Here is a 22706-nt window from a genome sequence, read left to right as displayed (position 1 = left end):
GTCGGATCAGTCGCCGGAGGGCGCAGCGACGTTCTCGCCCACCCCATCGTTGGAACTACCCGCCTGCCCGGGGTTCTTCTTGGGAACGAGCACCAATCGCTTGAACTCGGCGACGAGCGTCCCGTCCTGGTTGAAGACCCTGGTGTGGACCTTCACGGTGCCGCGGTCGGGCTTCGAGCGCGACTCGCGCTTCTCCAGCACCTCCGACTCGACGAAGAGCGTGTCGCCGTGGAAGACCGGCGCCGGATGCGAGAGCTCCTCGGTGGCGAGGTTCGCGATCGCCTTGCCCGACACGTCCGACACGCTCATGCCGAGGGCGAGCGAGTAGACGAGCGGCCCCACCACCACGTTGCGGCCCTGCTGGCTCTTGCCCGCGTACACGTCGTTGATGTGCAGCGGGTGGTGGTTCATGGTGATGAGGCAGAACAGGTGGTCGTCCGCCTCGGTCACCGTCTTCGCGGGCCAATGCTTGTAGACCGCGCCCTCCTCGAACTCCTCGAGGTACCGGCCGTAGGCGTGCGCGCCGGAGGCCTCCCGCTCCCGCTGGTCGGTCGTGAAGTGGTGGGTCATGCGCGAGGACACTACCTGATGTAGGGTTACATCGCGTGGCACACCGGATGCAGATAACGCTGGACGACCAGCGCTACGACCGGCTACGCCAGGAGGCGGAGCGTACGGGCGCATCGATCGCGGAGCTGATCCGCCGTGCCGTCGATGCCAAGTACGGCCGTGACCTGACGCTCGACGAGAAGCTTCGCATCCTCGATGAGACGGCGGGGGCCTGGGCGCCCGAGTGACGTTCCTCCTCGACACGTCCGTCCTCCTCGACCACCTCCACCGCAACGACCGGGCGACGTCCGTCATCGCCGAGGCGCTCCGGTCCGGGCGCCGCGTGGCGGCGTCGGTGCTCACCCGCGTGCAGCTCCGCGAGCAGGCCGGCGCGGAGCAGTCGTCGGGCCTCGAGGCGCTCGAGCGCCTGGTGGAGTGGATCCCCGTCGACCACGCCATCGCGGCGATCGCGGCCGAGCTGGCCGAGCGCTACAGCCGCGACGGCGGCACGGCCGAGGTGATCGACTACGTCGTCGCCGCCACCGCGCAGCGCGTCGACGCCGAGCTCCTGACCTGCGAGGTCGACCGCTTCCCGATGTTCCCGGCGCTCAAGGCGCCCTATTGACCCCGAACTGGAAGGATCCCGCGCCTCATGCGTAGCCCCCGAGACTTCTTCAAGCCCCTGGCGATCGACGCGCCCGAGCCCCTGCGGGAGATCCCGTTCCTCCCCTCGCGGATGATCCACTTCCTCGACTTCTCGAACGAGAAGATGGTCGCCAAGGTCCCCGCCATCGCGCCGACGGTCGACATCCTGCTCGGCAACCTCGAGGACGCGGTGCCGGTCGATCGCAAGATCGCCGCGCGTGAAGGCCTCATCCGCGTCGGTCGCGAGATGGAGCTCGGCGAGACGCAGCTGTGGACGCGGGTGAACTCGCTTGAATCCCCCTGGGTCCTCGACGATCTGACCCAGGTCGTCGAGGCGATCGGCAACAAGCTCGACGTGATCATGGTCCCGAAGGTCGAGGGCCCGTGGGACATCCACTACGTCGACCGCCTGCTCGCGCAGCTCGAGGCGAAGCACGGGATCGAGAAGCCGATCCTGATCCACGCGATCCTCGAGACCGGCCAGGGCGTCGTGAACCTCGAGGAGATCGCGACGGCGTCGCCGCGCATGCAGGGCATGAGCTTCGGCCCGGCCGACCTCGCCGCCTCGCGCCGCATGAAGACGACCCGCGTCGGCGGCGGCCACCCCGGCTACCGCACGATCGAGGACCCGGTCAACGGGGACATCGAGGGCGCGCGCGGCTCGTACATGCAGGATCCGTGGCACTACTCGATCGCGCGCATGGTCGACGCCTGCACGAGCGCCGGCCTGCTGCCGTTCTACGGCCCGTACGGCGACATCAAGGACACCGTCGGCTGCGAGACGCAGTTCCGCGCTGCGTTCCTGCTCGGCTGCGTCGGCGCCTGGTCGCTGCACCCGGTCCAGATCGGGATCGCGAAGAAGGTCTTCTCCCCCGACCCCGACGAGGTCCTGTTCGCCAAGAAGGTCATCGAGGCGATCCCCGACGGCCGCGGCGTGCACATGATCGACGGCAAGATGCAGGACGACGCGACGTGGAAGCAGTGCCGCGTCATGGTCGACCTCGCCGAGATGCTGGCTCGCAAGGACCCCGAGCTGGCCGAGGCGTACGAGCTGCAGACCGCCTAGCGGTCGACGTCCTCCACGGACTCGATCCGCCCCTCCGGGGGCGGATCGTGCTCCAGCTGCACGACCTCCTTGCGCACCGGGATGGTGCGGGTCTCCTCGTCCTCGACGAGCACCTTCTTCAGCCGGACGCGCTCGGCCGGCCGCATCGGGCCCTCGCCGATGCGCACCTCCTCCTCGGACCGCGTCATCGCGTTGTCGTCGGTGAGCCGCGAGTCGTCGTCGCCCTCGCCCTCGCCCTCGCCGGGCGCCGGCGCGTCGTCGCCGATGCGGGCGTACTCCTGGCCGTAGTGGCTCCAGAGCGCGGCCTCCTCGTCGGGCGTCAGCGCCGCCTCGGGGTCGATCTGCGGAGCGTCGCGGACCTCCTCCTTGGTGAAGGGCACGCGAAGCTCGTCGTCGACCTCCTCCATCCGCTCGAGCGGCACGTAGCTCTCCTTCGTGCCGAAGAGCCCCGTCCGGACGCCGGCCCACGCCGGCCGGTCGGTCTCGCTGTCGAGGAAGAGGGAGCCGAGCTTGCCGATCTTCTCTCCCTCGGCGTCGCGCACGGTGCGTCCGCGCCAGCCGAGGACCGTGTCGATGTCCGCGTGGTGCATGGTGGACGAGTACCCGGCCCTGCCGCACGGGTAGTCCCCGGCCGTGGACACCATCCTGATCATCGTCATCGTCGCCGTCGTCCTGCTGGTGCTGGCGCTTCTGCTCATCCCGGTGCTGCGGCGCCGCAGCGAGCGCGTCAACGAGCAGCGACGCGTCGAGGCCCGCGCGCGCACCGCGCAGGCGAGCCGGCACGAGGAGCAGGCCGAGGTCGCGCGCCGGGGCATCGAGGAGGACCGCGAGCGCGCCGAGCGCGAGCGCCTCGCCGCCCGTGAGGCCGCGGAGCGCGCCGAGGCACTCGAGCGCCGCGCCGAGGAGCGCCACGGGCTCGCCGAGCAGGAGCGCCGCGCGGCGGCCGAGCAGCGCGAGCGCGCTCTCGACGTCGACCCCGACCGCGACTGAAGGAGCGCGAGCGGCGGTAGCGCGCCCTCGCCGGGGCCGGGAGCGTTAGGGTCCCGGCCCGCATGAGGTTCTTCGAATACGAGGCCCGGGAGGTCGTCAAGCGCGCCGGCATCCCGGTCACCGACTACGGCTTCACAACGGATGCGGGCGAGGCGCGCAGCATCGCCGAGCGCATCGGCGGCCCCACCGTGATCAAGTCCCAGGTTCTCACGGGCGGCCGCATGAAGGCCGGCGGCGTCAAGTTCGCCGACACGCCCGACGAGGCCGAGCAGCACGCCCGGGACATCCTGCAGCTCGAGATCAACGGGCACATGCCGCGCGGCGTGCTCGTCGACCCGAAGGCGCAGGTCAAGCAGGAGTACTACGCCGGCGTCGTCTGGGACGGCACGCGCAAGCAGCCGGTGATGATCTTCTCGCCGGTCGGCGGCATCGACATCGAGCAGGTGGCGGAGGAGCAGCCCGACAAGGTCGGCCGCAAGCACTTCTCGAACATCCTGCCGTTCGGCGACTTCGAGGCGAAGGAGGTCATCGCCTCCACCGGCGTCACCGGGCGCCAGCTCACGCGGCTGGTCCCGATCCTCGCCCGCCTGGCGAAGCTCTTCGTCCAGTACGACATGACGCTGGCGGAGATCAACCCGCTGGCCGAGATGGAGGACGGCTCGTTCGTGGCGCTCGACGCGCACATGGACATGGAGAACGAGGCCCGGCCGCGTCAGCAGAAGCTGCTGAAGGACCTCGGCGTCGGCGACGAGGAGACCCGCCAGGCGCGCGAGGCGACCGAGTTCGAGCTCGCCGGCGAGGCGGTCGACGCCATGGACCACCGCGGCGTCGCCGGCAACGTCACCGAGTTCGACGGCGACCTCGGCCTGGTCATCGGCGCCGGCGGCGGCTCGCTGACGCTGTTCGACGCGGTCCGCAAGTACGGCGGCAAGCCGGCGAACTACTGCGAGATCGGCGGCAACCCGTCGGTGCGCAAGGCCAAGGGCCTCGCCAAGCTCGTGCTGCAGAAGCCGGGCGTGGACAAGATCGCCGTGATGATGTCCATCGTCTCGAACACGCGGGTCGACATCGTCGCGCGCGGCGTCATCGCCGCCTGCCTCGAGCTCGGCTACGACCCGGCGGAGAAGATCTCGATCTTCCGCATCCCCGGTGCGTGGGAGGAGGAGGGCTTCAAGATCCTCGAGCGCTACGGCGTTCGCTACGCCGACCGCAAGACGTCCATGCACGAGGCCGCGAAGATCGCGGTGGGAGCGGGTTCATGAGCATCCTCGTCGACGCGGACACCACGTTCATCGTCCAGGGCATCACGGGCCGCGAGGCCGTCAACCTGACGCGTGAGTGCCTCGACTACGGCGCCGGGGCGAAGGTCGTCGGCGGCGTCACCCCCGGCCGCCTCGGCCGCGAGGTCCACGGCGTGCCGGTGTTCGACACCGTCCAGCAGGCGGTCCGGCACCACGGCGGCCCGATCGACGGCTCCGTCGTCACGGTCCCGCCGGCGTTCACCAAGGACGCCGTCTTCGAGGCGATCGAGAACGGGATCAAGCTCATCGTCATCGTGACCGAGCGCATCCCGCGCGCCGACGTCGCGCAGATGGTCGAGCTGGCGAGCCTGCGCGGCGCGCGGATCATCGGCCCGAACTGCCTCGGGATCATCGTCCCCGACGTCATCAAGATGGGCGGCATCGGCGGCCCGGCGAAGGACGCCGCGAAGGCGTACTCCCCCGGCCCGATCGGCGTCATCTCCCGCTCCGGCGGCATGACGACCGAGATGAGCTCGACGCTGACCGCGGCCGGGCTCGGCCAGTCGACCGCCGTCTCGATCGGCGGCGACGCGATCATCGGCTCCTCGTACGCGGAGCTCATGCCGCTCTTCGAGGCCGACGAGCAGACCGAGGGCATCGTCATCTACACCGAGCCGGGCGGCCGCATGGAGGCCGAGCTGGCGCGCTGGGTGACCGAGAACGACTCGCGCCTGCCGATCGTCGCGTTCATGGCCGGCCGGTTCATGGACGAGATGCCGGGCATGTCCTTCGGGCACGCCGGCACGATCGTCGAGGGCAAGGAGGACACGGCGACCGAGAAGATCGCGCGGCTCGCCGAGGCCGGGATCACCGTCGCCGAGGAGATCTCGGAGATCCCCGACATCCTGCGATCCAAGATGCGCGAGAGGAGCGCCGCCTGATGCGAGACGACGCCACGTTCATCGGGGTCGAGGTCGACGACGCGATCGCCGGCGACGCCGACCTCGCCCAGAAGCTCGAGGACGCCTGCCCGGTCGACATCTACAAGAACGCCGGGGGCCGCGTGGAGATCGTCCACGACAACCTCGACGAGTGCATCCTCTGCGAGCTGTGCATCCAGGCCACACCGCCGGACACCGTCAAGGTGCACAAGCTGTACAGCGGCGAGGTGCTGCCCGCGTCGTGATGGCCACGCTGCGCCACCGGCCCCGGTCGGTGGCGCTGCTGCGCCTCGCCTACCGCGCGGCCTACCGCGCGCTGCAGGTCTGGAGCTTCGCCCGCCGCCCCCGGGTGCGCGGGTCGATGGTCTGCCTGCTCGACGGCCACGGGCGCGTGCTGCTCGTGCGGCACACCTACGGCGACCGGCGGCGGTGGGAGCTGCCGGGCGGCTGGGTGAAGTCGGGCGAGCCCGCGCAGGACGCCGCGGCGCGGGAGGTCGAGGAGGAGCTCGGCGTCAGCGTCGAGGTCGTCCCGCTCGACGTGCTCGAGGGCGACTGGGACTTCAAGCGCGAGCAGCTCGCCGCCTTCGTGGCCGGCTGGCCCGGCGGCTTCGCGCGCTGGGATCCGGTCGAGATCGCCGAGGCCCGCTGGTTCGCGCGCGACGACCTGCCGCCCGGCACCGGCGCGGGAACGATGGCGGTCCTCGACCGCCTCCGCGCGACCGGCCTCTGAACTCCGGCGTCTTCGCGCCCGGCGCGTTCCTACCCTCTTCCTCGTGCCCGAGCTCCCCGAGGTCGAGCGCGCGAGGGCGCTCATCGAGGAGCGTGCCCTCGGGCGCCGGATCACCGCCGTCGACGACTCCGACACCTACGTCTGCCGCCCGCACGCGCCGGGCGAGCTCTCGACCGCGCTCGTCGGCCGGACGCTGACCGAGGCGCACCGGATCGGGAAGTCGATGTGGGTCGAGACCGACGGCGGGCCGGCGCTCGGGCTGCACCTCGGGATGGCCGGGCGGATCGTCGTCGACGACGCCGCCGAGGGCGATCCCGCGCCGAACGGCGAGAAGGTCGCGCCGGTCTGGGACCGCTTCGCGCTCGACTTCGAGGACGGCGGCCGGCTCGTGCTGCGCGACAAGCGCCGACTCGGCCGCGCGGTGCTCGACCCCGACCTCTCGCACCTCGGCCCCGACGCCGCGGTCGTCGGCCGCGACGACTTCCGCGAGCGCGTCGGGCGCGGCGACGCGCCGCTGAAGGCGCGGATCATGGACCAGTCGGTCATCGCCGGCGTCGGCAACCTCCTCGCCGACGAGGCGCTGTGGCGCGCGCGCCTCTCCCCCCTTCGCCCCGCCGGCGACCTCGACACGGACGAGCTCGACCGGCTGCGCCGCGAGATCCGCGCCGCGACCCGCTCGGCCATCAAGCTCGGCGGCGTCCACACCGGCGACCTCATCGTCGACCGCCGCCGCGGCCAGGTCTGCCCGCGCTGCGGCGCCGAGCTCGCGCGCGAGACGGTCGGCGGGCGCACCACGTACTGGTGCCCCGAAGAGCAGGGGTGAACCGGGCAGCGACGAACTTGTCGGGCGTGTCCTGGTACGAGCTGCTGAAGACCCTCCACGTCCTCTCGATCGCCACCTGGTTCGGATCGGGCGTCGCGATCACCGTCATCGGCATCCGGACGCTCGCCCAGGGCCGGCAGCTGTTCTCGACGTTCGCGGTGAACGCGCGCTCGTGGGCCGGGAAGGCTCATCCGGCGGCGGGCGTGCTCCTGCTCATCACCGGCTTCGCGATGGTCGCCGACGCGGACATCTCGGTCGGCGAGACGTGGATCTGGCTGGCCATCGTCGGCCTCGTCGTGTCGATGGCCCTCGGCGGCGCGCTGGTCGGCAGGACGGCCGAGGAGCTGACGCAGTCGATCAAGGCGAAGGGCGGCGAGCTCGACGACGAGGACGCCGCGGACGCCCGGAGGCTGCTGCTCTACACGCGGATCGAGCTCGCGGTGCTCGTGCTCGTGATCGCCGAGATGGTCGCGAAGCCGGGCCTCTAGCCTCCGAACCGCTCGCGCAGCGCGCGCAGTTCGCCCGCGAGCATCGCCCGCTCCGCGCCGCCGGCGGCCAGCGGGAGGCGGAGCTCGGCGGCGCGCAGGGCCGCCGGTCCCGCGTGGCGGCGGGCGTGGGCGACGACGAGGTTGTTGAGCATCCGCAGGGCGATCTCGCGCGGCACCCAGGGGCGGACGTCCTCCGCCGGGCCGCGGTAGCCGATCCGGGCTCCGCCGTGGAAGGGGTCCAGCAGCAGCGGCTCGCCGTCGCCGAAGCGCCCGCAGACGAAGTGGCCCGGCAGCCCGACGCCGGCGAGCGGGATCCCCGCGCGACGGGCGACCTCCGTGTAGACGACCGACAGGAGGATCGGGAGCCCTCGCCGGCGCTCGAGAACGAGATCGAGCATCGAGTTGCGGGGGTCGTCGTACTCGTCCTCGTCGCCGCGGAAGCCGGCCTCGTCACCGAGCACGATGGCGCAAGCTGCGACCTCGGCCGCCGGCGTGCGCTCGCCCATCCGCTCCAAGCGGTCCGCGACTACGTCGCCGAGCCCGTCGAGCGCCGCGATCGCCGCCTCGTCGTCCACCGGCCGGAAGGCGCTCGCCAGCGCGAGCGCGAGGAGGTCCAGCCGGGGTGACGGCTCGGCCGCGAGCGCCTCGAACGGCGGCAGCGGCACCTAGTGCTGCTTGGCGCGCCGCTGGCGGGCGCGCTCCTCCTGCTTGGCCACGACGCGCTCGATGAGCTGGAGGATCTGCGTCGGGCCGGTCGCCTTCGCCTGGCCGTAGGTGAACGCCTCCCGCCAGTCGGCGACCTTCGCGTCCTTCGCCATCTCGTTGAAGAACTCGCGCCGCATCTCGACGCGGACCTTCGCGTCGGCGGCGATGTCCTTCGTGACCTCGACCTCGGGCAGCTGGAGGCGGAAGTGCTGCGTGTCGCCACGGCCGTGCAGCTGGATGCCGACGACGAGCGTCATCGGCTTGAGCGCCGGAACCTCTTCGAGGAAGCGGTGGACGGTCTGCTCGATGAGGGGGATCGCGTCGCTCGCCATTGAGAACGACCCTATCGGGCGAGCGCGAAGAGCCTCCACGACCCCTCGATCCCCTTCAGCTCGTGCTCGCCGCGGTCCTCGAGCGGCAGGCCCGACCCGACGACGAGGTCGCGGACCGTGCGCGAGACGAGCACCTCCGACGGCGCCGCCGCGCCGCCCACGCGCGCGCCGATGTGGACCGCGACGCCGGCGAGGTCCTCCCCGCGGAGCTCGCACTCGCCGGTGTGCAGCCCGGCGCGCACCTCGATGCCGAGCGGCCGCATCCGGTCGACGATCGCCGACGCGCAGCGGATGCCCCGCGCCGGCCCGTCGAACGACGCGAGGAAGCCGTCGCCGGTGTGCTTGACCTCGCGGCCGCGGTGGCGGTCGAGCTCACGCCGGACGATCTCGTCGTGCTCGGCCAGCACGTCGCGCCAGCGCCGGTCGCCCAGAGCGGACGCGGTCTCGGTCGACCGCACGATGTCCGTGAAGAGGATCGTCGCCAGTACCCGGTCGGGCTCCTCATCGCCGCGCGTGCCGGTCAGCAGCTCCTCGATCTCGGGGATCCACATGTCCGGGTTGCCCGCGAACGCCAGGTGCGGTCCGGGCGTCTCGACGAGCCGCGCGCCCGGGATCTTCTCGACGTAGTAGAGCGTCTGCTCGCGCGGCACGAGGACGTCCTCGGTGCGCGAGATGACGAGCGTCGGGACCGACACGGAGGACAGCGCGCCGCGGACGTCCTGCTCGTACCAGGCGTCCACCATCCGCCTCAGCCCGGAGAGGCTCACGCCGGTGCGCAGCAGCTTGGCCCAGAAGGCCTCCGCGCTCGGATCGCCCCGCCACTCGGGCGCGAAGAGGTCGAGCGCGACCGGGCCGCCCCACTGCGTGCGCCACAGCTCCCACACCTGCTCGATCAGCGACGGGTCATGGCCGATGGGGTAGTCCGGCGCCTGCACGATGCGCGCACCCGACGGCATGAGCAGCGTCAGCGCCGAGACGCGCGACGGATGCGAGGCCGCCAGCACCGTCGCCGCCGGCGCCCCCTCGGACGAGCCGATGATCGCCGGGCGCTCCATGCCGGCCGCGTCCATGACCGCGAGCGCGTCGTCGGCGACGTCCTCGAGCGTCGCGAGGCGCTCCGGCCGGTCCGACAGCCCCTGGCCCCGCTTGTCGAACAGCACGACGCGCGCGAAGCGGCCGAGCCGTTCGAAGATCCGGCGGACGTGCGGCGACTCCCAAAGGACCTCGGTGTGCGACACGAAGCCCGGGATCCACAGCACGTCGAGGTCCCCCTCGCCGACCACGCGGTAGGCGAGGGACACATCTCCGTTGGACGTGTACTGAACGGTCGGCGCCTCCACGAGCGCCGACCCTCTCAGATCTTGTAGCGCTGCAGGAGCTTCTTGCCGATGACTATGCGCTGGATCTCCGACGTGCCCTCGCCGATCAGCAGCAGCGGCGCGTCGCGGTAGATCCGCTCGATCTCGTACTCCTTGGAGTAGCCGTAGCCGCCGTGGATGCGCAGCGACTCCTCGGCGCAGAAGCGGCCGGCCTCGGAGGCGAAGAGCTTCGCCATGCCGGCCTCGATGTCGGACCGCTCGCCGGCGTCCTTCATGCGCGCCGACTTGATCACGAGCATGCGCGCGGCCTCGATCTGCGTCGCCATGTCGGCGAGCTTGAACTGGATCGCCTGGTGCTCGGCGATCGGCTTGCCGAACGTCTTGCGCTCCTGCGCGTAGCGGATCGCCAGCTCGAAGGCGCGCTGCGCGAGGCCGACGCCGCGGGCCGCGACGTTCACGCGGCCGAGCTCGAGCGCGTCCATCATCTGCGCGAAGCCCTTGTTGAGGCCGGCCGCCTCGCCGCCGAGGATGTTCTCGGCCGGGCACTTGTAGCCGTCGAAGACCAGCTCGGTCGACTCGACGCCCTTGTAGCCCATCTTCTTGATCTGCGGCGGGACGGTGAACCCGGCGTACTCGCCGGTGTTCTCGCTGACGCCCGGCTCCTTCTCGCAGATGAAGCAGGTCATGCCCTGGTGGCGCTTCTCGGCATCGGGGTTCGTCTTGACGAGCGTGAAGACGAGCCCGGAGCGCAGGCCGTTGGTGACCCACATCTTCTGGCCGTTGATCTCGTAGGCGCCGCCGTCGACCTTCTTGGCCGACGTCTTGATCGCCTGGACGTCGGAGCCCAGCTCCGGCTCGGACAGCGAGAACGCGGCACGCAGCTCGCCGGTGGCCATCTGCGGCAGGTACTTCTGCTTCTGCTCGTCGGTCCCGAACTTGAGCAGCAGGTACGTGCCGATGAAGTGGGTGTTGATCACGCCGGAGATCGAGATCCAGCCGCGGGAGAGCTCCTCGACGACCATCGCGTAGGTCGTGAGGTCGAGGCCGAGGCCGCCGTACTCCTCGGGGATGGTGATCCCGAAGAGCCCGAGCTCCTTCATCTGCTCGACGATCGGCTCCGGGAACTCGTCGGCATGGTCGTAGTGCTCGGCGTTCGGGATGATCTGCTCATCCGTGAACTGGCGCACCATGTCGGTGATCGCCTTCTGCTCGTCGGTCTTGTCAAGAGTCAGGGTCGCGGCCATGTGACGAAGTCTACGTCCGCGATGACCGCGGCCGTGCCGCTCTAGCGCCCGACGTCGCCGAAGTCGTTCGTGTACGTCGCGGCCTGCGAGCCCTTCATGCCGGGCATCCCCACGACGACGCCCATGCCGGCGACGTCGTAGCCCTTGTCGAGCATGTTCGCGCGGTGGGCGCTCGACAGCCACCAGCCCTGGACCGTCTCGGCCGGGGACGCCGCGGTGAACGAGCCGGCGGCGATGTTCTCGCCGGTGATCCAGTTGCCCTTGCGCGGCAGCCAGCGCGCCTTGCGCAGGCGCTGGTTGAGCGTCCCGCCGGTGGGCGACACGTGGGCGAAGTAGCCCTTCGAGATCATGTCCTTCGAGTGCGCGACCGCCGCCTTGGACATCTTGCGGTCGAGCTTGAGCTTCTTCAGCCCGCGCGACTTGCGGATCGCGTTGACGAGGCACAGCGCGGCCTTCGCCGCCCGCGTCGTCGTCCGCTTCGACGGCTTGAGCAGCGCGTCCTTGCACGTCCCCTTCGTCTTCGCCGCGGCGAGCGCGTGGAGCCCGCTCAGCTCCTGATACGGATCGTTCGGCAGGCCCGGCAGCGTCGGGACGAGCGGCGGCAGCGTGGGCACGTCGATCGGCGGGACCGGATCGATCGTGATCGGGCCGATCGTCGGGATCGACGGGATCGACGGCACCTGGACGCCGGTCGGCGTGGTCCCGGTGCTGTTCTGGTTCGTCGAGGGCGGCTGCAGGTTCGGCAGGCCCGCGAGCAGCCCCGCGGCCGGGCCGAGCAGCGACGCGTCGGGCGTGCCGCCCGCCGGGACCGCGACCTGCTTGTCGGGCTGCAGCTCGGGGACCGCCTTGCCGGCCTGCGGGGTCACCGCGAACGAGGTGAAGAGCTGGCCGCCCTTGCGGTCCTCGCAGCCGCCGGTGTCCAGCCGCGTGAGCATGAGCCGCGTGCCGGTGCCGGAGAACTCGTGCGGGAACGCGATCGTGACCGGCGTGTTGGGCTGGAACTGCGAGCCGTGGACGTCGCCGTCGGCGCCGGGCGGGCGGCAGGCGCTCGACCCCGCGGCGCCCTCCCCGTCGAAGACCACGAAGCCGCCGCTGACCGGGCGCTCGGTATCGGTGCCCGTCAGCGCGATCGCCGGGGCGCCGCCCGACGCGCCCGGGATGAACCGCGCGTCCTTCAGCTCCGGTGTTGATGCACCGCTGGCCGGTGCGACGACGAGAGCGCTCACCCCCAGGGCCGTGGCGAGCACGGCGAGGCATCCCTTCCTCATGGAGCGACTCTAGGGCCAACGACCCCTCCGGAGCAAGCGGATCGTACGCTCGGTGCGCACATGAACTTCGCCCGCACCGTCGTCGACGCCGCCGATCCGAGCCGCCTCGCGCTCGTCGAGCTGACCCGCGAGGGCGACCGGCGCGAGTGGACCTTCGGCGACGTGGCCGACAGGTCGGCGCGGCTGGCGGGGCGGCTCGAGGCGCTCGGCGTCCGGCGCGGCGACGTCGTCATGACGCTCATCGGCAACCGCCCCGAGTGGGTCCTCACGATGGTCGCCTGCTTCCGGATCGGCGCGGTCGTCCTGCCGTGCACCGAGCAGCTGCGCGCGAAGGACCTGCGCCTGCGCATGGACGCGACGCGGCCGAGGGCCGTCGTCGCCGACCACCGCAACCTCGCCGTGCTGGAGGAGGCGGGGACCGAGGCGATCGTGGTCGCCGTCCCCGACGAGCGCCTCTACGACGGCGAGCCCTCGCACCCCGCCGAGCTCGAGGACGAGGACCCGTGCCTCATCACGTTCACGAGCGGCACCGCCGGCGAGCCGAAGCCGGTCCTGCACGCCCAGCGCTACCTGCACGGCCAGCGCGTCCAGGCGCACCATTGGCTCGACGCCCGCCCCGGCGACCTCGTGTGGTGCACCGCGGCGAGCGGCTGGTCGAAGTCCGCGCGCAACGTCTTCATCGCGCCGTGGATCCGCGGCGCGGCCGCGCTGCTGCACGACGCCCGCTTCGACCCGGCCGAGCGGCTCGAGCTGCTCGCGCGCGAGCGCGTGGACGTGCTGTGCATGGCGCCGACCGAGTACCGCGTCATCGCCAAGCGCGTCACGCTCGGGCCGCTGCCGAGCCTGCGCGGCGCCGTCGCCGCCGGCGAGGCGCTCAACCCGGAGGTGCTGCGCGCGTGGCGCGAGGCGACCGGGCTCGAGATCCGCGACGGCTACGGCCAGACGGAGACCGGCCAGCTCACGGGCGCGCCGCTCGGCGAGCCCGTCCGGCCCGGCTCGATGGGCCGCGCGCTGCCGGGCGTGAAGCTGTGGATCGAGGACGGCGAGCTCGTCGCCGATCCCGCCACGGTCCCCACGTTCTTCCGCGGCTACGGCGACGACGTCGCGCCGCGCGACCGGCCGTGGCGGACGGGCGACCGGGTCCGCGAGGACGAGGACGGGTTCCTCTACTTCGAGGGGCGCACGGACGACGTGATCATCTCCGCGGGCTACCGGATCGGGCCGTTCGAGGTCGAGTCGGCGCTCGTCGCGCACCCGGCCGTCGCCGAGGCCGCGGTGGTCGCCGCGCCGGACGACGAGCGCGGGTCGGTGGTCCGCGCGGTCGTGGTCCTGCGCGACGGCTACGCGCCCGGCGACGACCTCGTCAGGGAGCTGCAGGAGCACGCCAAGCGCGAGACCGCGCCCTACAAGTACCCGCGCATCGTGGACTTCGCCGACGACCTGCCGAAGACGCCGAGCGGCAAGGTCCGTCGCGCCGTGTTGCGTCAGTGAAGAAGGTTCGACTTGCAGGCCTTCAGTGGGGTAGGGTCGCCCCTCATGGAAGGCGCGACCGCACTGGGAGCGGTCTTCGAGCCGGTACAGCCGCTGACGACGTTCGAGGAGACCGTCGAACGGCTCGGCACGGCGATCAGGTTGGGGCTGCTCTCCCCCGGCACGCGGCTGCCGCCCGAGCGCGAGCTGGCCGACCAGCTCGGCATCTCGCGCTCGACGTTGCGCCAAGCCCTGACCACGCTCGTGCAGAGCGGGCACCTCATCTCGATGCGCGGCCGCTCGGGCGGCACGTTCGTCTCCGAGGCGCCGCCGATGGCCCGTGGGAGCGGCGCGCTGCGGCCCGACTGGCGCGAGGTGCTCGACCAGCGCGTGGCGGTCGAGTGCGGCGCGGCGCTGCTCGCCGCCGAGCGCGGCCGCGAGGACGTCTTCTGCCTCATGGAGGAGCTCATCGAGCAGATGGAGGAGCGGCCGGACTTCGAGACGTACCGCCGCGCCGACGTCCGCTGGCACATCGCCCTCGCCGAGGCGACCGGGACCCCGCGGCTCGTCGCCGAGATGACCGAGGTCCAGGGCCAGATGAGCGAGCTCATCGCGCTCATCGCCCACCCCGACACGGTCCTCGGCCACTCCAACGAGGAGCACCGCCGCGTCGTGCGCTGCCTGCGCGAGGCCGACGGCATCGGCGCCGTGAAGATCCTCCGCGGTCACCTCCTCGGCACCGAGCACATCATCGCCGGCCTCATCCCGGCCGACGCCGCCGCCTGACGGCCGGCGGAGCCATCTTGCGGGCCCCGCCCGCCGGCGGTAGCCTCGATCGCGATCATGCGCAAGCGCTAGAGCCCTTCCCGCCTCGGCCGGTCTTCGCCGACGCCTCGCTCTCGTCCCGCCCGCCTCGACGCGCGGCTGCGGACACCCTGATCGCTCTCAAGTCCTCCGAGGAGGCCCACATGCAGCGCAACCCCGGTTCCCGTCCGGCGCCCAACCGGCACGTGATGCGACCGCAGCCCAAGAAGGTCGTGCGACCGCTCCCGCCGCGCAGGCGGCCGTCCAAGAAGCCGATGAGCTAGCCGCGGACGCGGTCGCCCGCGGGGTCGAAGAGCGGCTCGCGGGCGACCTCGCCGCGGACCCACTCGCCGAAGACGTCGACCTCGACCTCCGTGCCGATCTCCGCGTCGGGCGGGAGGTACGCGTAGGCGATCGAGCGCTCGACGGTGTAGCCGTAGCCGCCGCTCGTCACGCGGCCGGCCACGTCTCCGCCGATGCGGACCGGCTCGTTGCCGAGCGCGACGGCGCGCGGGTCGTCGAGCACGAGGCAGCGCAGCCGCTTCTCGACCTCGCGGGAGCGCAGCGCGTCGCGGCCGAGGAACTCCTTGTCGTCCTTGACCGCGAACCCGAGGCCCCCCTCGTGCGGCGTCTCGTCCGGTGTGATGTCCGCCGCCCAGACGCGGTAGCCCTTCTCGAGCCGCATCGAGTCGATCGCGCGGTAGCCGCCGGCGACGAGCCCGTGCGGCTCGCCCGCCTCCCACAGCGCGCGCCACAGGCCGGCGCCGTACTCCGACGGGCAGTAGAGCTCCCACCCCAGCTCGCCGACGAACGTCACGCGCAGCGCGCGGACCGGCACGTCGGCGACCGCGAGGTCGCGCATGGTCATGTAGCCGAAGTCGAGCGGGTCGCTCGTCAGCGGGCCGAGGACGTCGCGGGCCCGCGGGCCCCACAGCGCGAAGCACGCCCATCGCGACGTGACGTCGCTGATCCGCACCGACCCGTCGTCGGGCACGTGGCGGCGCAGCCACGCGAGGTCGTGGCCGCCGAACGCGGTGCCGGTGACGATCGAGAACAGCTCCTCGCCCACGCGCGTCACCGTGAAGTCGCACTCGATGCCGCCGCGGCGGTTGAGCATCTGCGTGTAGGTGATCTGGCCGACGCCGCGTGCGACGCGGTTGTCGCAGAGCCCCTCGAGGAACTCGGCCGCTCCCGGCCCCTCGATCTCCATCTTCGCGAACGACGACTCGTCGAACAGCGCGGCGCGCTCGCGGCAGGCGCGGTGCTCGGCACCGATGGCGGGCGACCAGTGCATGCCCGCCCATCCGCGCGGGCGCAGGCCTTCGTCGCCGTCGGCCTCGTTCGCCGCGTACCAGTTCACCCGCTCCCACCCCGACTTCTCGCCGAACGCCGCGCCGTGCGCGCGGTGCCACTCGTAGGCGCTCGAGACGCGCAGCGGCCGGCCGGCCTCACGCTCGTGGCCGGGGTAGCGGATGTCGTAGTACGTCTCGTAGACCTCGCGCGTGCGCTTGAGCGCGTACGACGGCGACCGGTAGTGCGCGCCGAAGCGGCGGATGTCCATGTGCCAGAGGTCCAGCGACGGCTCTCCCTCGTGGATCCACTCGGCCATGACCCGGCCGATGCCGCCGGCGCCCGCAAGGCCGTGCGCGCAGAACCCGGCGGCGACGAAGAAGCCGCGCACCTCCGTCTCGCCCAGGCAGAACTCGCCGTCCGGCGTGAACGCCTCGGGGCCGTTGATGAGCTTCGTGATCTTCGCCTCGCGCAGCAGCGGCACGCGCTCCTGCGCGTTGCGGACGATCTCCTCGAAGCGGTCCCAGTCCTCCTCGAGCAGGCGGCCGTTGAAGTCCGGCGCGATCGCGTCGAGCCCGTGGTCGTCGAGCGCCCACGGCGCCGAGTGGCGCTCGTAGCCGCCCCACACGAGCCCCTCGCCGTCCTCGCGGTAGTAGACGAGGAGGTCGGGGTCGCGCATCGTCGGCAGCCGCCCGACCTCGGCCCGTGAGAAGCACGGCTGCGTGACGACGTACTCGTGCGCGAACGGGATGATCGGCACGCGCACGCCGGCCAGCCGCGCGATCTCCGCGGCGTACATCCCGCCCGCGTCGACGACGACCTCGGCCTCGACGTCGCCCCACTCCGTCCGCACGCCGCGCACGCGCCCGCGGCCGACGTCGATCCCGGTCACCCGCGTGTGCGTGAAGATGCGGCAGCCGCCCTCGCGCGCCCGCTCCGCGAGCGCGTACGTCAGCTGCGACGGGTCGAGGTAGCCGTCGGTCGGCAGGTGCACCGCGCCGAGCACGCGGTCGGTCGTCATGAGCGGGAAGAGCGCCTTCGCCTCGTCGGCGGAGACGAGCTCGAGCGGCAGGCCGAACGTGCGCGCCCATGCCTCCTGGCGGCGCAGCTCCTCCATCCGCTCGGGCGTGGAGGCCAGGCGCAGCGAGCCGACCTCCTGCCAGCCGCATGCCTCGCCGAGCTCCCGGTACAGGTCGACCGAGTGCATCATCATCTTCGTCAGCGACACGCTCGAGCGCAGCTGGCCGACGAGGCCGGCCGAGTGGAACGTCGACCCGCTCGTCAGCTCGTTGCGGTCGAGCAGCACGACGTCGCGCTCGCCGAGCTGCGCGAGGTGGTGGGCGATGCTCGTGCCGCCGACGCCGCCGCCGATGATCACGACGCGCGCGCGATCGGGCAGCTCCCGCGGGCGCACCATCAGCCCCGCACCTCGCCCAGCCACGTCTCGACGCGCGGGTCCTCGGCCTGGCGCAGCAGCCGGTCGAAGTACTTGCGCGCGTACGCCTCGTAGTCCTCGTCCAGCCGCGAGATCGCCGACTGCACCACGCCCCACATCGCCTCGCGCACGTCGGAGACGATCCGCATCAGCCGCAGCGCCGCGAAGCGCCGCGGCGTCGCCGGCTCGCCGAAGTAGCCCTCGAGCAACGCCCGGTCCTCCTCCTCGGTCAGCTCGTTGTTGACGGCCAGGTTGCCCAGGTCGAAGAAGCGGTCGTTCTGGCCGGCGTACTCCCAGTCGACGATCCGCAGGCGGCCGTCGGCACCGGCGAGGAAGTTGCCGGGCAGGAGGTCGTTGTGGCACGGGACGGGCGCGTGCTCGGGATGGCCGGCGACCGCGTCCGCGATCCGGTGCGCCAGCTGCGAGATCGTCGCGTAGCCATCCGGCACCGGGGCGCCCCGCTCGACGGCGATCGCGTGATGGCGCTCGGCGATCTCGAACACCGCGAAGTCGCCGGGCAGCGGCGGCAGCTCGTGCGCGCGGCGCACCGTTGCGGCGACCTCGGCCAGGCCGGCGCGCACCGCGAACGGCCCGCCGGGCACCCAGTCGCAGACGAGCACGTCGTCGTCGTCGAGCGTCGCGAGCAGCGCCGGGCCGATCCCCGCCTCCGCCGCCCGCCGCGTCGCGACCTTCTCGGTCGCGCGGTCGATCCCGAGGATCTCGGTTCCCGGCTCGCACAGCCGGACGACGACGTCGCGGCCGCCGAGACGCACGCGGAAGTTCCGGTTCGTGAAGCCGCCGTCGAGCGCGACGGGGTCCCCCTCGGACGTGCCCAGCTGCGGTTCGAGACGGGCGATGGCCGCGTGCACGTCCAAAGGTGGCACGAGCAGACCGTAAGCCCTGGCGCAGCGCCCGGGCAAGCCGTAGGGTGCTCGGCCCATGACGCTGGAGGAGCTGAGGGCAGCCGCCGAGCGCGGCGAGGTCGACACGGTGGTGATCGCGCTGTGCGACATGCAGGGCCGCCTGCAGGGCAAGCGCCTGAGCGCGCAGTTCTTCTTGGACGAGGTCGCCGACCACGGCGCCGAGGCCTGCAACTACCTGCTCGCGGTCGACGTCGACATGAACACCGTCGAGGGCTACGCGATGTCCTCATGGGAGCGCGGCTACGGCGACTTCGAGATGGTCCCCGACCTCGAGACGCTGTGCCTGCTGCCGTGGAACGAGGGCACCGCGTTCCTCATGGCGGACCTGCAGTGGGCCGACGGCTCGCCGGTCGTCGCGTCGCCGCGGCAGATCCTGCGCCGCCAGATCGAGCGCCTGCGCGAGCACGGCCTCGAGGCGTACGCGGGCACGGAGCTCGAGTTCATCGTCTTCCGCGACACGTACGAGGAGGCGTGGGACAAGGCGTACCGCGGCCTGACGCCGGCCAACCGCTACAACGTCGACTACTCGCTGCTGGGCACCGCCCGGGTCGAGCCGCTCATCCGCCGCATCCGCAACGAGATGGCCGCCGCCGGCCTGCGCGTCGAGGACTCCAAGGGCGAGTGCAACTTCGGCCAGCACGAGGTCAACTTCCACTACGGCGAGGTGCTCGACTCCGCCGACGAGCACGCGCTCTACAAGGAGGGCGCCAAGGAGATCGCCGCCCAGGAGGGGATGGCGATCACGTACATGGCGAAGTTCGACGAGCGCGAGGGCTCGTCGTGCCACATCCACCTCTCGTGCAGGCGCAACGGCGAGACGTGGGACGACACGACGTTCCACCGGTTCGTCGCCGGGCAGCTCGCCTGTCTGCGCGAGCTGACGCTGCTCTACGCGCCGAACGTCAACTCGTACAAGCGCTACGCGAAGGGCTCGTTCGCCCCGACCGCGATCGCGTGGGGCAACGACAACCGCACGTGCGCGCTGCGCGTCGTCGGCCATGGGGCGTCCAAGCGCGTCGAGAACCGCGTGCCCGGCGCCGACGTCAACCCGTACCTCGCGCTGTCGGCCATGATCGCCGCGGGCATCCACGGCATCGAGAACGAGCTCGAGCTCGAGCCCCCGTTCGAGGGCAACGCGTACGAATCGGACAAGGAGCGGGTGCCGAACACGCTCTACAAGGCGCGCGAGCTGTTCGCGGCCAGCGAGGTCGCTCGCGAGGCGTTCGGGCAGGAGGTCGTGGACCACTACTTGAACTACGCAGACGTGGAGCTCGAGGCGTTCGAGGCGGCGGTGACCGACTGGGAGCGGTTCCGCGGGTTCGAGCGTCTCTAGGGAGGCCCGTCTTCCGGCAGCCGGGCCATTGACTTCCGTCTTCCGCGCGACATAGGCTCGCGCACCACACCTTTCTGTCGAGGAGGAGAGGCGAGGATGGCCACGACGACGACGCCGGGTCGCGACGAACAGCGGCTCGCGGAGCTGGGCTACAAGCAGGAGCTCTCGCGAAGCTGGAGCGGGTTCCAGAACTTCGCGATCTCCTTCACGATCATCTCGATCCTGGCCGGCTGCTTCACGACCTACGGGCAGGCGTGGAACAACGGCGGGCCGGTCGCGATCTCGTGGGGCTGGCCGTTGATCTCGATCCCGATCCTGATCATCGGCTTCTGCATGTCGGAGCTCGTCTCCGCGTACCCGACGGCGGGCGGCATCTACTGGTGGGCGGCCAAGCTCGGCGGCGCCGGCTGGGGCTGGTTCACCGGCTGGTTCAACCTCATCGGCCTCGTCGCCGTCACCGCGTCGGTCGTCTACGGCTCGGCGACCTTCATGAACGTCACGTTCGGCGCCTTCGACTTCAACCTCTTCAACGGGGTCTCGGGCGACTTCTTCTCCGGCACGTTCTGGCTGTTCGTGATCATCCTGCTGCTCCACTCGATCATCAACATCGCCGGCAGCCACCTCGTCGCGCGCATCAACGGCGTGTCGGTGTGGTGGCACGTGATCGGCGTCGCGGTGATCGTCCTGGTGCTCATCTTCGTCCCGGACAACCACGCGTCCGCGGACTTCGTCTTCACCGAGCGCTTCAACAACTCCGGCTTCTCCGACGGCAGCGTCGGCAGCGGGATGTTCTGGTTCTACGTGCTGCCGCTCGGCTTCCTGCTGACGCAGTACACGATCACCGGCTTCGACTCCTGCGCGCACATCTCCGAGGAGACGCACGAGGCCGAGATGGGCGCCGCGAAGGGCGTCTGGCGGTCGATCTTCTACTCGGCGATCTTCGGCTGGCTCGTGCTGCTGGCGATCACGTTCGCCGCCACGAACGTCGACGCGGTCAACGAGGCGGCCGCCGGCGGCACGTACGTCGCAGTGGCGATCCTCGACGGCGCGCTCGGCTCGGGCTGGTTCAAGCTGGTGCTCGTCATCTCGACGGTCGGCCAGGTGTTCTGCGGCGCCGCGTGCCTCACCAGCGCGTCGCGCATGTGCTACGCGTTCAGCCGCGACGGCGCGATCCCCGGCTGGCGGATCTGGAGCCGGGTCAACGCGCGGCGGATCCCGTTCAACGCCGTCATCTTCATGGCGGTCTGCGCCGCGTTGATCACGGTCCCCGCGTACTGGCCGGCGAGCAACGGCGTGCCGGTCGCGTTCTTCGCGGTCGTCTCGATCGCCGTCATCGGCCTCTACATCGCGTACGTGATCCCGATCTACCTGCGCTGGCGGATGGGCGACCGCTTCGAGCCCGGCCCCTGGAACAACGGCGCGAAGTACAAGTGGATGAACCCGCTGGCGACCGTCTGGGTGGCGATCATCACGATCATCTTCATCCTCCCGACGAGCCCCGGCGGCGTGCCGTGGAACGACGAGTTCGACTGGAAGCTCGTCAACTACGCGCCGCTCGTGACCGGCGGCGTGATCCTCGCCGTCGCGATCTGGTGGTTCGTCAGCGCGAAGAACACGTTCACCGGCCCGCGCCACACGGTCAGCGAGCTCGACGCGGAGCTCGGCGAGCCCCACACGGGTGGCGACGCGCCGCCGCCGTCGGGGCCGCCCGCGCCGCAACCCGCCGGGTAGAACGCGCGACGTGACGACGACGATCAGGGTCATCGAGCCCGCCACCGAGGCGGTGCTCGAGGAGGTGCCGCGCGCCGAGATCGGGGACGCGGACGCCGCCGTCGCCCGCGCCGGGGCAGCGTTCCCGGCGTGGCGGGCGATGGCGCCGGCCGACCGGTCCCGCCTGCTGCACCGGCTGGCGAACCGGCTCGAGGAGGCGCACGAGGAGCTGTCGGTCCTCGAGGCGCGCAACGCGGGCAAGCCGATCGGCGACGCCCGCGGCGAGATGGGGATGGTCGTCGACACGTTCCGCTACTACGCCGGCATGCCGGAGCGGATCCTCGGCGACACCATCCCAGTCGCCGGGGGTCAGGCGTTCACGATCCGCGAGCCCCTCGGCGTCGTCGCGCTCATCACGCCGTGGAACTTCCCGCTGACGATCGCGTCGTGGAAGATGGCCCCGGCGCTGGCGGCGGGCAACACGATCGTGCTCAAGCCGGCGGAGCTGACGCCGCTGACGGCCGTGCGGTTCGAGCAGCTCGCGCTCGAGGCGGGCCTGCCCGAGGGCGTCGTCAACGTCGTCGTGGGCAAGGGCTCGACGGTCGGCCAGCGGCTCGTCGAGCATCCCGACGTCGCGAAGGTCGCGTTCACGGGCTCGACCGAGGTCGGGCGCTCGATCGCGGCGGGCGCCGCGCAGACGATCAAGCGCGTGACGCTCGAGCTCGGCGGCAAGTCGGCGAACGTCGTGTTCGCCGACGCCGACCTCGAGAAGGCGGCCGCGGCCGCCCCGGGTGCGGTGTTCGGCAACGCGGGCCAGGACTGCTGCGCGCGGTCGCGCATCCTCGTCGAGCGCTCGTGCCTGGACCGCTTCATGGCGCTGCTCGAGGAGCACGTGAAGGCGATCCGCGTCGGCGACCCGCTGAGCGACGACACCGAGATGGGCCCGCTCATCTCGGCGGGTCAGCGCGAGACGGTCGCGAGCTACGTGCCCGACGAGGCGAACGTCGCGTTCCGCGGCAGCGCCCCGGACGGGCCGGGCTACTGGTACCCGCCGACCGTGCTCGTCCCCGAGGACCGCCGCGAGCGGTCGGTCACCGAGGAGATCTTCGGCCCGGTCGCGGTCGTCGTGCCGTTCGCCGGCGAGGCCGAGGCGATCTCGCTCGCCAACGACACGATCTACGGGCTGTCCGGGTCGGTCTGGACCCGCGACGGCGCGAAGGCGATGCGCGTCGCCCGCGCGCTCGAGGCGGGCAACCTGTCGCTGAACTCGAACACGTCGGTCCGCGTGGCCACGCCGTTCGGCGGCTTCAAGCAGTCGGGCGTCGGCCGCGAGCTCGGTCCGCACGCGACCGACCACTACACCGAGGTCAAGACGATCTACATGGCGACGGAGGCCTGAC

General features: G+C 71.6%; 24 protein-coding genes. 15 read left to right on the top strand and 9 right to left on the bottom strand.

Going from position 1 to position 22706, the window contains the following annotated elements:
• Nucleotides 1-6: 6 nt before the first annotated feature.
• Complete coding sequence (locus AC1UE4_RS01275) at nucleotides 7-570, bottom strand: MaoC family dehydratase (protein ID WP_482915409.1); 564 nt, start codon at nucleotides 568-570, stop codon at nucleotides 7-9.
• A 35-nt stretch (nucleotides 571-605) separates the two neighbouring features.
• Here AC1UE4_RS01275 and AC1UE4_RS01270 point away from each other — a divergent pair, with 35 nt between their 5' ends.
• Genes AC1UE4_RS01270 through AC1UE4_RS01260 form a run of 3 tightly spaced genes read left to right on the top strand, consistent with a single transcriptional unit; the run spans nucleotide 606 to nucleotide 2260 of the window.
• Complete coding sequence (locus AC1UE4_RS01270) at nucleotides 606-797, top strand: ribbon-helix-helix domain-containing protein (RefSeq protein WP_482915408.1); 192 nt, start codon at nucleotides 606-608, stop codon at nucleotides 795-797.
• Nucleotides 794-1174, top strand: coding sequence for a PIN domain-containing protein (locus AC1UE4_RS01265; RefSeq protein WP_482915407.1), 381 nt, complete (start codon nucleotides 794-796; stop codon nucleotides 1172-1174). The genes AC1UE4_RS01270 and AC1UE4_RS01265 overlap by 4 nt, the downstream gene beginning before the upstream one ends.
• Nucleotides 1175-1201: 27 nt before the next feature.
• Nucleotides 1202-2260, top strand: a complete 1059-nt coding sequence (locus tag AC1UE4_RS01260; RefSeq protein ID WP_482915406.1) for an HpcH/HpaI aldolase/citrate lyase family protein — start codon at nucleotides 1202-1204, stop codon at nucleotides 2258-2260.
• On the opposite strand, the gene AC1UE4_RS01255 is transcribed toward AC1UE4_RS01260, so the two are convergent.
• Nucleotides 2257-2850, bottom strand: a complete 594-nt coding sequence (locus tag AC1UE4_RS01255; protein WP_482915405.1) for a PRC-barrel domain-containing protein — start codon at nucleotides 2848-2850, stop codon at nucleotides 2257-2259. The genes AC1UE4_RS01260 and AC1UE4_RS01255 overlap by 4 nt on opposite strands.
• 43 nt (nucleotides 2851-2893) lie before the next feature.
• On the opposite strand from AC1UE4_RS01255, the gene AC1UE4_RS01250 reads away from it, so the two are divergent.
• From AC1UE4_RS01250 to AC1UE4_RS01220, 7 genes are all read left to right on the top strand, one after another.
• Nucleotides 2894-3250, top strand: a complete 357-nt coding sequence (locus tag AC1UE4_RS01250; RefSeq protein WP_482915404.1) for a hypothetical protein — start codon at nucleotides 2894-2896, stop codon at nucleotides 3248-3250.
• Between the two features lie 62 nt (nucleotides 3251-3312).
• A complete protein-coding gene (locus tag AC1UE4_RS01245; protein ID WP_482915403.1) occupies nucleotides 3313-4512 on the top strand; it encodes an ATP-grasp domain-containing protein in 1200 nt (399 codons plus the stop codon).
• A complete protein-coding gene (locus AC1UE4_RS01240) occupies nucleotides 4509-5432 on the top strand; it encodes a succinate--CoA ligase subunit alpha (RefSeq protein WP_482915402.1) in 924 nt (307 codons plus the stop codon). Before AC1UE4_RS01245 ends, AC1UE4_RS01240 begins: the two co-directional genes overlap by 4 nt.
• A complete protein-coding gene (locus AC1UE4_RS01235; RefSeq protein WP_482915401.1) occupies nucleotides 5432-5677 on the top strand; it encodes a hypothetical protein in 246 nt (81 codons plus the stop codon). The genes AC1UE4_RS01240 and AC1UE4_RS01235 overlap by 1 nt, the downstream gene beginning before the upstream one ends.
• The gene (locus AC1UE4_RS01230) at nucleotides 5677-6162 is read left to right on the top strand and encodes an NUDIX domain-containing protein (protein WP_482915400.1); all 486 of its coding nucleotides are present in this window, start codon (nucleotides 5677-5679) and stop codon (nucleotides 6160-6162) included. Before AC1UE4_RS01235 ends, AC1UE4_RS01230 begins: the two co-directional genes overlap by 1 nt.
• Nucleotides 6163-6205: 43 nt before the next feature.
• Nucleotides 6206-6985, top strand: coding sequence for an Fpg/Nei family DNA glycosylase (locus tag AC1UE4_RS01225; protein WP_482915399.1), 780 nt, complete (start codon nucleotides 6206-6208; stop codon nucleotides 6983-6985).
• 26 nt (nucleotides 6986-7011) lie between these two features.
• Nucleotides 7012-7473, top strand: coding sequence for a DUF2269 family protein (locus tag AC1UE4_RS01220; RefSeq protein ID WP_482915398.1), 462 nt, complete (start codon nucleotides 7012-7014; stop codon nucleotides 7471-7473).
• Here AC1UE4_RS01220 and AC1UE4_RS01215 read toward each other — a convergent pair.
• The 5 genes from AC1UE4_RS01215 to AC1UE4_RS01195 are packed head-to-tail and all read right to left on the bottom strand — an operon-like array spanning nucleotide 7470 to nucleotide 12341.
• On the bottom strand, nucleotides 7470-8138 hold the full coding sequence (locus tag AC1UE4_RS01215; protein ID WP_482915397.1) for a transglutaminase family protein: 669 nt from the start codon (nucleotides 8136-8138) through the stop codon (nucleotides 7470-7472). The genes AC1UE4_RS01220 and AC1UE4_RS01215 overlap by 4 nt on opposite strands.
• A complete protein-coding gene (locus AC1UE4_RS01210; RefSeq protein ID WP_482915396.1) occupies nucleotides 8139-8510 on the bottom strand; it encodes a hypothetical protein in 372 nt (123 codons plus the stop codon). It lies immediately after the preceding gene.
• Between the two features lie 11 nt (nucleotides 8511-8521).
• Nucleotides 8522-9850 (bottom strand): adenylate/guanylate cyclase domain-containing protein, encoded by a 1329-nt coding sequence (locus tag AC1UE4_RS01205; protein ID WP_482915395.1) that lies wholly within the window; start codon nucleotides 9848-9850, stop codon nucleotides 8522-8524.
• Nucleotides 9851-9864: 14 nt separating this feature from the next.
• Nucleotides 9865-11073 (bottom strand): acyl-CoA dehydrogenase family protein, encoded by a 1209-nt coding sequence (locus AC1UE4_RS01200; protein ID WP_482915394.1) that lies wholly within the window; start codon nucleotides 11071-11073, stop codon nucleotides 9865-9867.
• Nucleotides 11074-11114: 41 nt separating this feature from the next.
• Nucleotides 11115-12341: a CAP domain-containing protein gene (locus AC1UE4_RS01195; RefSeq protein ID WP_482915393.1), complete on the bottom strand. Its 1227-nt coding sequence runs from the start codon at nucleotides 12339-12341 to the stop codon at nucleotides 11115-11117.
• Nucleotides 12342-12401: 60 nt separating this feature from the next.
• Between AC1UE4_RS01195 and AC1UE4_RS01190 the strand changes: the two genes are divergently transcribed.
• Both AC1UE4_RS01190 and AC1UE4_RS01185 read left to right on the top strand, forming a co-directional pair.
• Entirely contained in the window at nucleotides 12402-13832 is a 1431-nt protein-coding gene (locus AC1UE4_RS01190) for an acetate--CoA ligase (RefSeq protein ID WP_482915392.1), read from the top strand.
• Between the two features lie 45 nt (nucleotides 13833-13877).
• Nucleotides 13878-14597 carry a FadR/GntR family transcriptional regulator gene (locus AC1UE4_RS01185; RefSeq protein WP_482915391.1) on the top strand — a complete coding sequence of 240 codons (720 nt, stop codon included), beginning with the start codon at nucleotides 13878-13880 and terminating at the stop codon, nucleotides 14595-14597.
• Between the two features lie 298 nt (nucleotides 14598-14895).
• On the opposite strand, the gene AC1UE4_RS01180 is transcribed toward AC1UE4_RS01185, so the two are convergent.
• Together AC1UE4_RS01180 and AC1UE4_RS01175 are read right to left on the bottom strand one after the other, a co-directional pair.
• The gene (locus tag AC1UE4_RS01180; protein WP_482915390.1) at nucleotides 14896-17322 is read right to left on the bottom strand and encodes a GcvT family protein; all 2427 of its coding nucleotides are present in this window, start codon (nucleotides 17320-17322) and stop codon (nucleotides 14896-14898) included.
• On the bottom strand, nucleotides 17322-18224 hold the full coding sequence (locus AC1UE4_RS01175; RefSeq protein ID WP_482915389.1) for a phosphotransferase: 903 nt from the start codon (nucleotides 18222-18224) through the stop codon (nucleotides 17322-17324). Before AC1UE4_RS01175 ends, AC1UE4_RS01180 begins: the two co-directional genes overlap by 1 nt.
• 55 nt (nucleotides 18225-18279) lie before the next feature.
• On the opposite strand from AC1UE4_RS01175, the gene AC1UE4_RS01170 reads away from it, so the two are divergent.
• The 3 genes from AC1UE4_RS01170 to AC1UE4_RS01160 all read left to right on the top strand — a co-directional run bounded on the left by AC1UE4_RS01170 (nucleotide 18280) and on the right by AC1UE4_RS01160 (nucleotide 22705).
• Complete coding sequence (locus AC1UE4_RS01170; RefSeq protein ID WP_482915388.1) at nucleotides 18280-19596, top strand: glutamine synthetase family protein; 1317 nt, start codon at nucleotides 18280-18282, stop codon at nucleotides 19594-19596.
• Nucleotides 19597-19692: 96 nt separating this feature from the next.
• Complete coding sequence (locus AC1UE4_RS01165) at nucleotides 19693-21327, top strand: amino acid permease (RefSeq protein ID WP_482915387.1); 1635 nt, start codon at nucleotides 19693-19695, stop codon at nucleotides 21325-21327.
• Nucleotides 21328-21337: 10 nt separating this feature from the next.
• The gene (locus tag AC1UE4_RS01160; protein ID WP_482915386.1) at nucleotides 21338-22705 is read left to right on the top strand and encodes an aldehyde dehydrogenase family protein; all 1368 of its coding nucleotides are present in this window, start codon (nucleotides 21338-21340) and stop codon (nucleotides 22703-22705) included.
• Nucleotide 22706: the final 1 nt, after the last annotated feature.

Source organism: Parviterribacter kavangonensis, from assembly GCF_056863335.1.
Note: the sequence above shows the minus strand (reverse complement) of the source record. Positions and strands in the feature narration are given on the sequence as shown.

What these genes read in the sequence shown, in the direction of transcription:
- AC1UE4_RS01275 (WP_482915409.1), bottom strand. Translation starts at nt 570, where the DNA reads ATGACCCACCACTTCACGACCGACCAGCGGGAGCGGGAGGCCTCCGGC.
- AC1UE4_RS01260 (WP_482915406.1), top strand. Translation starts at nt 1,202, where the DNA reads ATGCGTAGCCCCCGAGACTTCTTCAAGCCCCTGGCGATCGACGCGCCC.
- AC1UE4_RS01255 (WP_482915405.1), bottom strand. Translation starts at nt 2,850, where the DNA reads ATGCACCACGCGGACATCGACACGGTCCTCGGCTGGCGCGGACGCACC.
- AC1UE4_RS01245 (WP_482915403.1), top strand. Translation starts at nt 3,313, where the DNA reads ATGAGGTTCTTCGAATACGAGGCCCGGGAGGTCGTCAAGCGCGCCGGC.
- AC1UE4_RS01240 (WP_482915402.1), top strand. Translation starts at nt 4,509, where the DNA reads ATGAGCATCCTCGTCGACGCGGACACCACGTTCATCGTCCAGGGCATC.
- AC1UE4_RS01235 (WP_482915401.1), top strand. Translation starts at nt 5,432, where the DNA reads ATGCGAGACGACGCCACGTTCATCGGGGTCGAGGTCGACGACGCGATC.
- AC1UE4_RS01230 (WP_482915400.1), top strand. Translation starts at nt 5,677, where the DNA reads ATGGCCACGCTGCGCCACCGGCCCCGGTCGGTGGCGCTGCTGCGCCTC.
- AC1UE4_RS01210 (WP_482915396.1), bottom strand. Translation starts at nt 8,510, where the DNA reads ATGGCGAGCGACGCGATCCCCCTCATCGAGCAGACCGTCCACCGCTTC.
- AC1UE4_RS01200 (WP_482915394.1), bottom strand. Translation starts at nt 11,073, where the DNA reads ATGGCCGCGACCCTGACTCTTGACAAGACCGACGAGCAGAAGGCGATC.
- AC1UE4_RS01195 (WP_482915393.1), bottom strand. Translation starts at nt 12,341, where the DNA reads ATGAGGAAGGGATGCCTCGCCGTGCTCGCCACGGCCCTGGGGGTGAGC.
- AC1UE4_RS01190 (WP_482915392.1), top strand. Translation starts at nt 12,402, where the DNA reads ATGAACTTCGCCCGCACCGTCGTCGACGCCGCCGATCCGAGCCGCCTC.
- AC1UE4_RS01185 (WP_482915391.1), top strand. Translation starts at nt 13,878, where the DNA reads ATGGAAGGCGCGACCGCACTGGGAGCGGTCTTCGAGCCGGTACAGCCG.
- AC1UE4_RS01180 (WP_482915390.1), bottom strand. Translation starts at nt 17,322, where the DNA reads ATGGTGCGCCCGCGGGAGCTGCCCGATCGCGCGCGCGTCGTGATCATC.
- AC1UE4_RS01170 (WP_482915388.1), top strand. Translation starts at nt 18,280, where the DNA reads ATGACGCTGGAGGAGCTGAGGGCAGCCGCCGAGCGCGGCGAGGTCGAC.
- AC1UE4_RS01165 (WP_482915387.1), top strand. Translation starts at nt 19,693, where the DNA reads ATGGCCACGACGACGACGCCGGGTCGCGACGAACAGCGGCTCGCGGAG.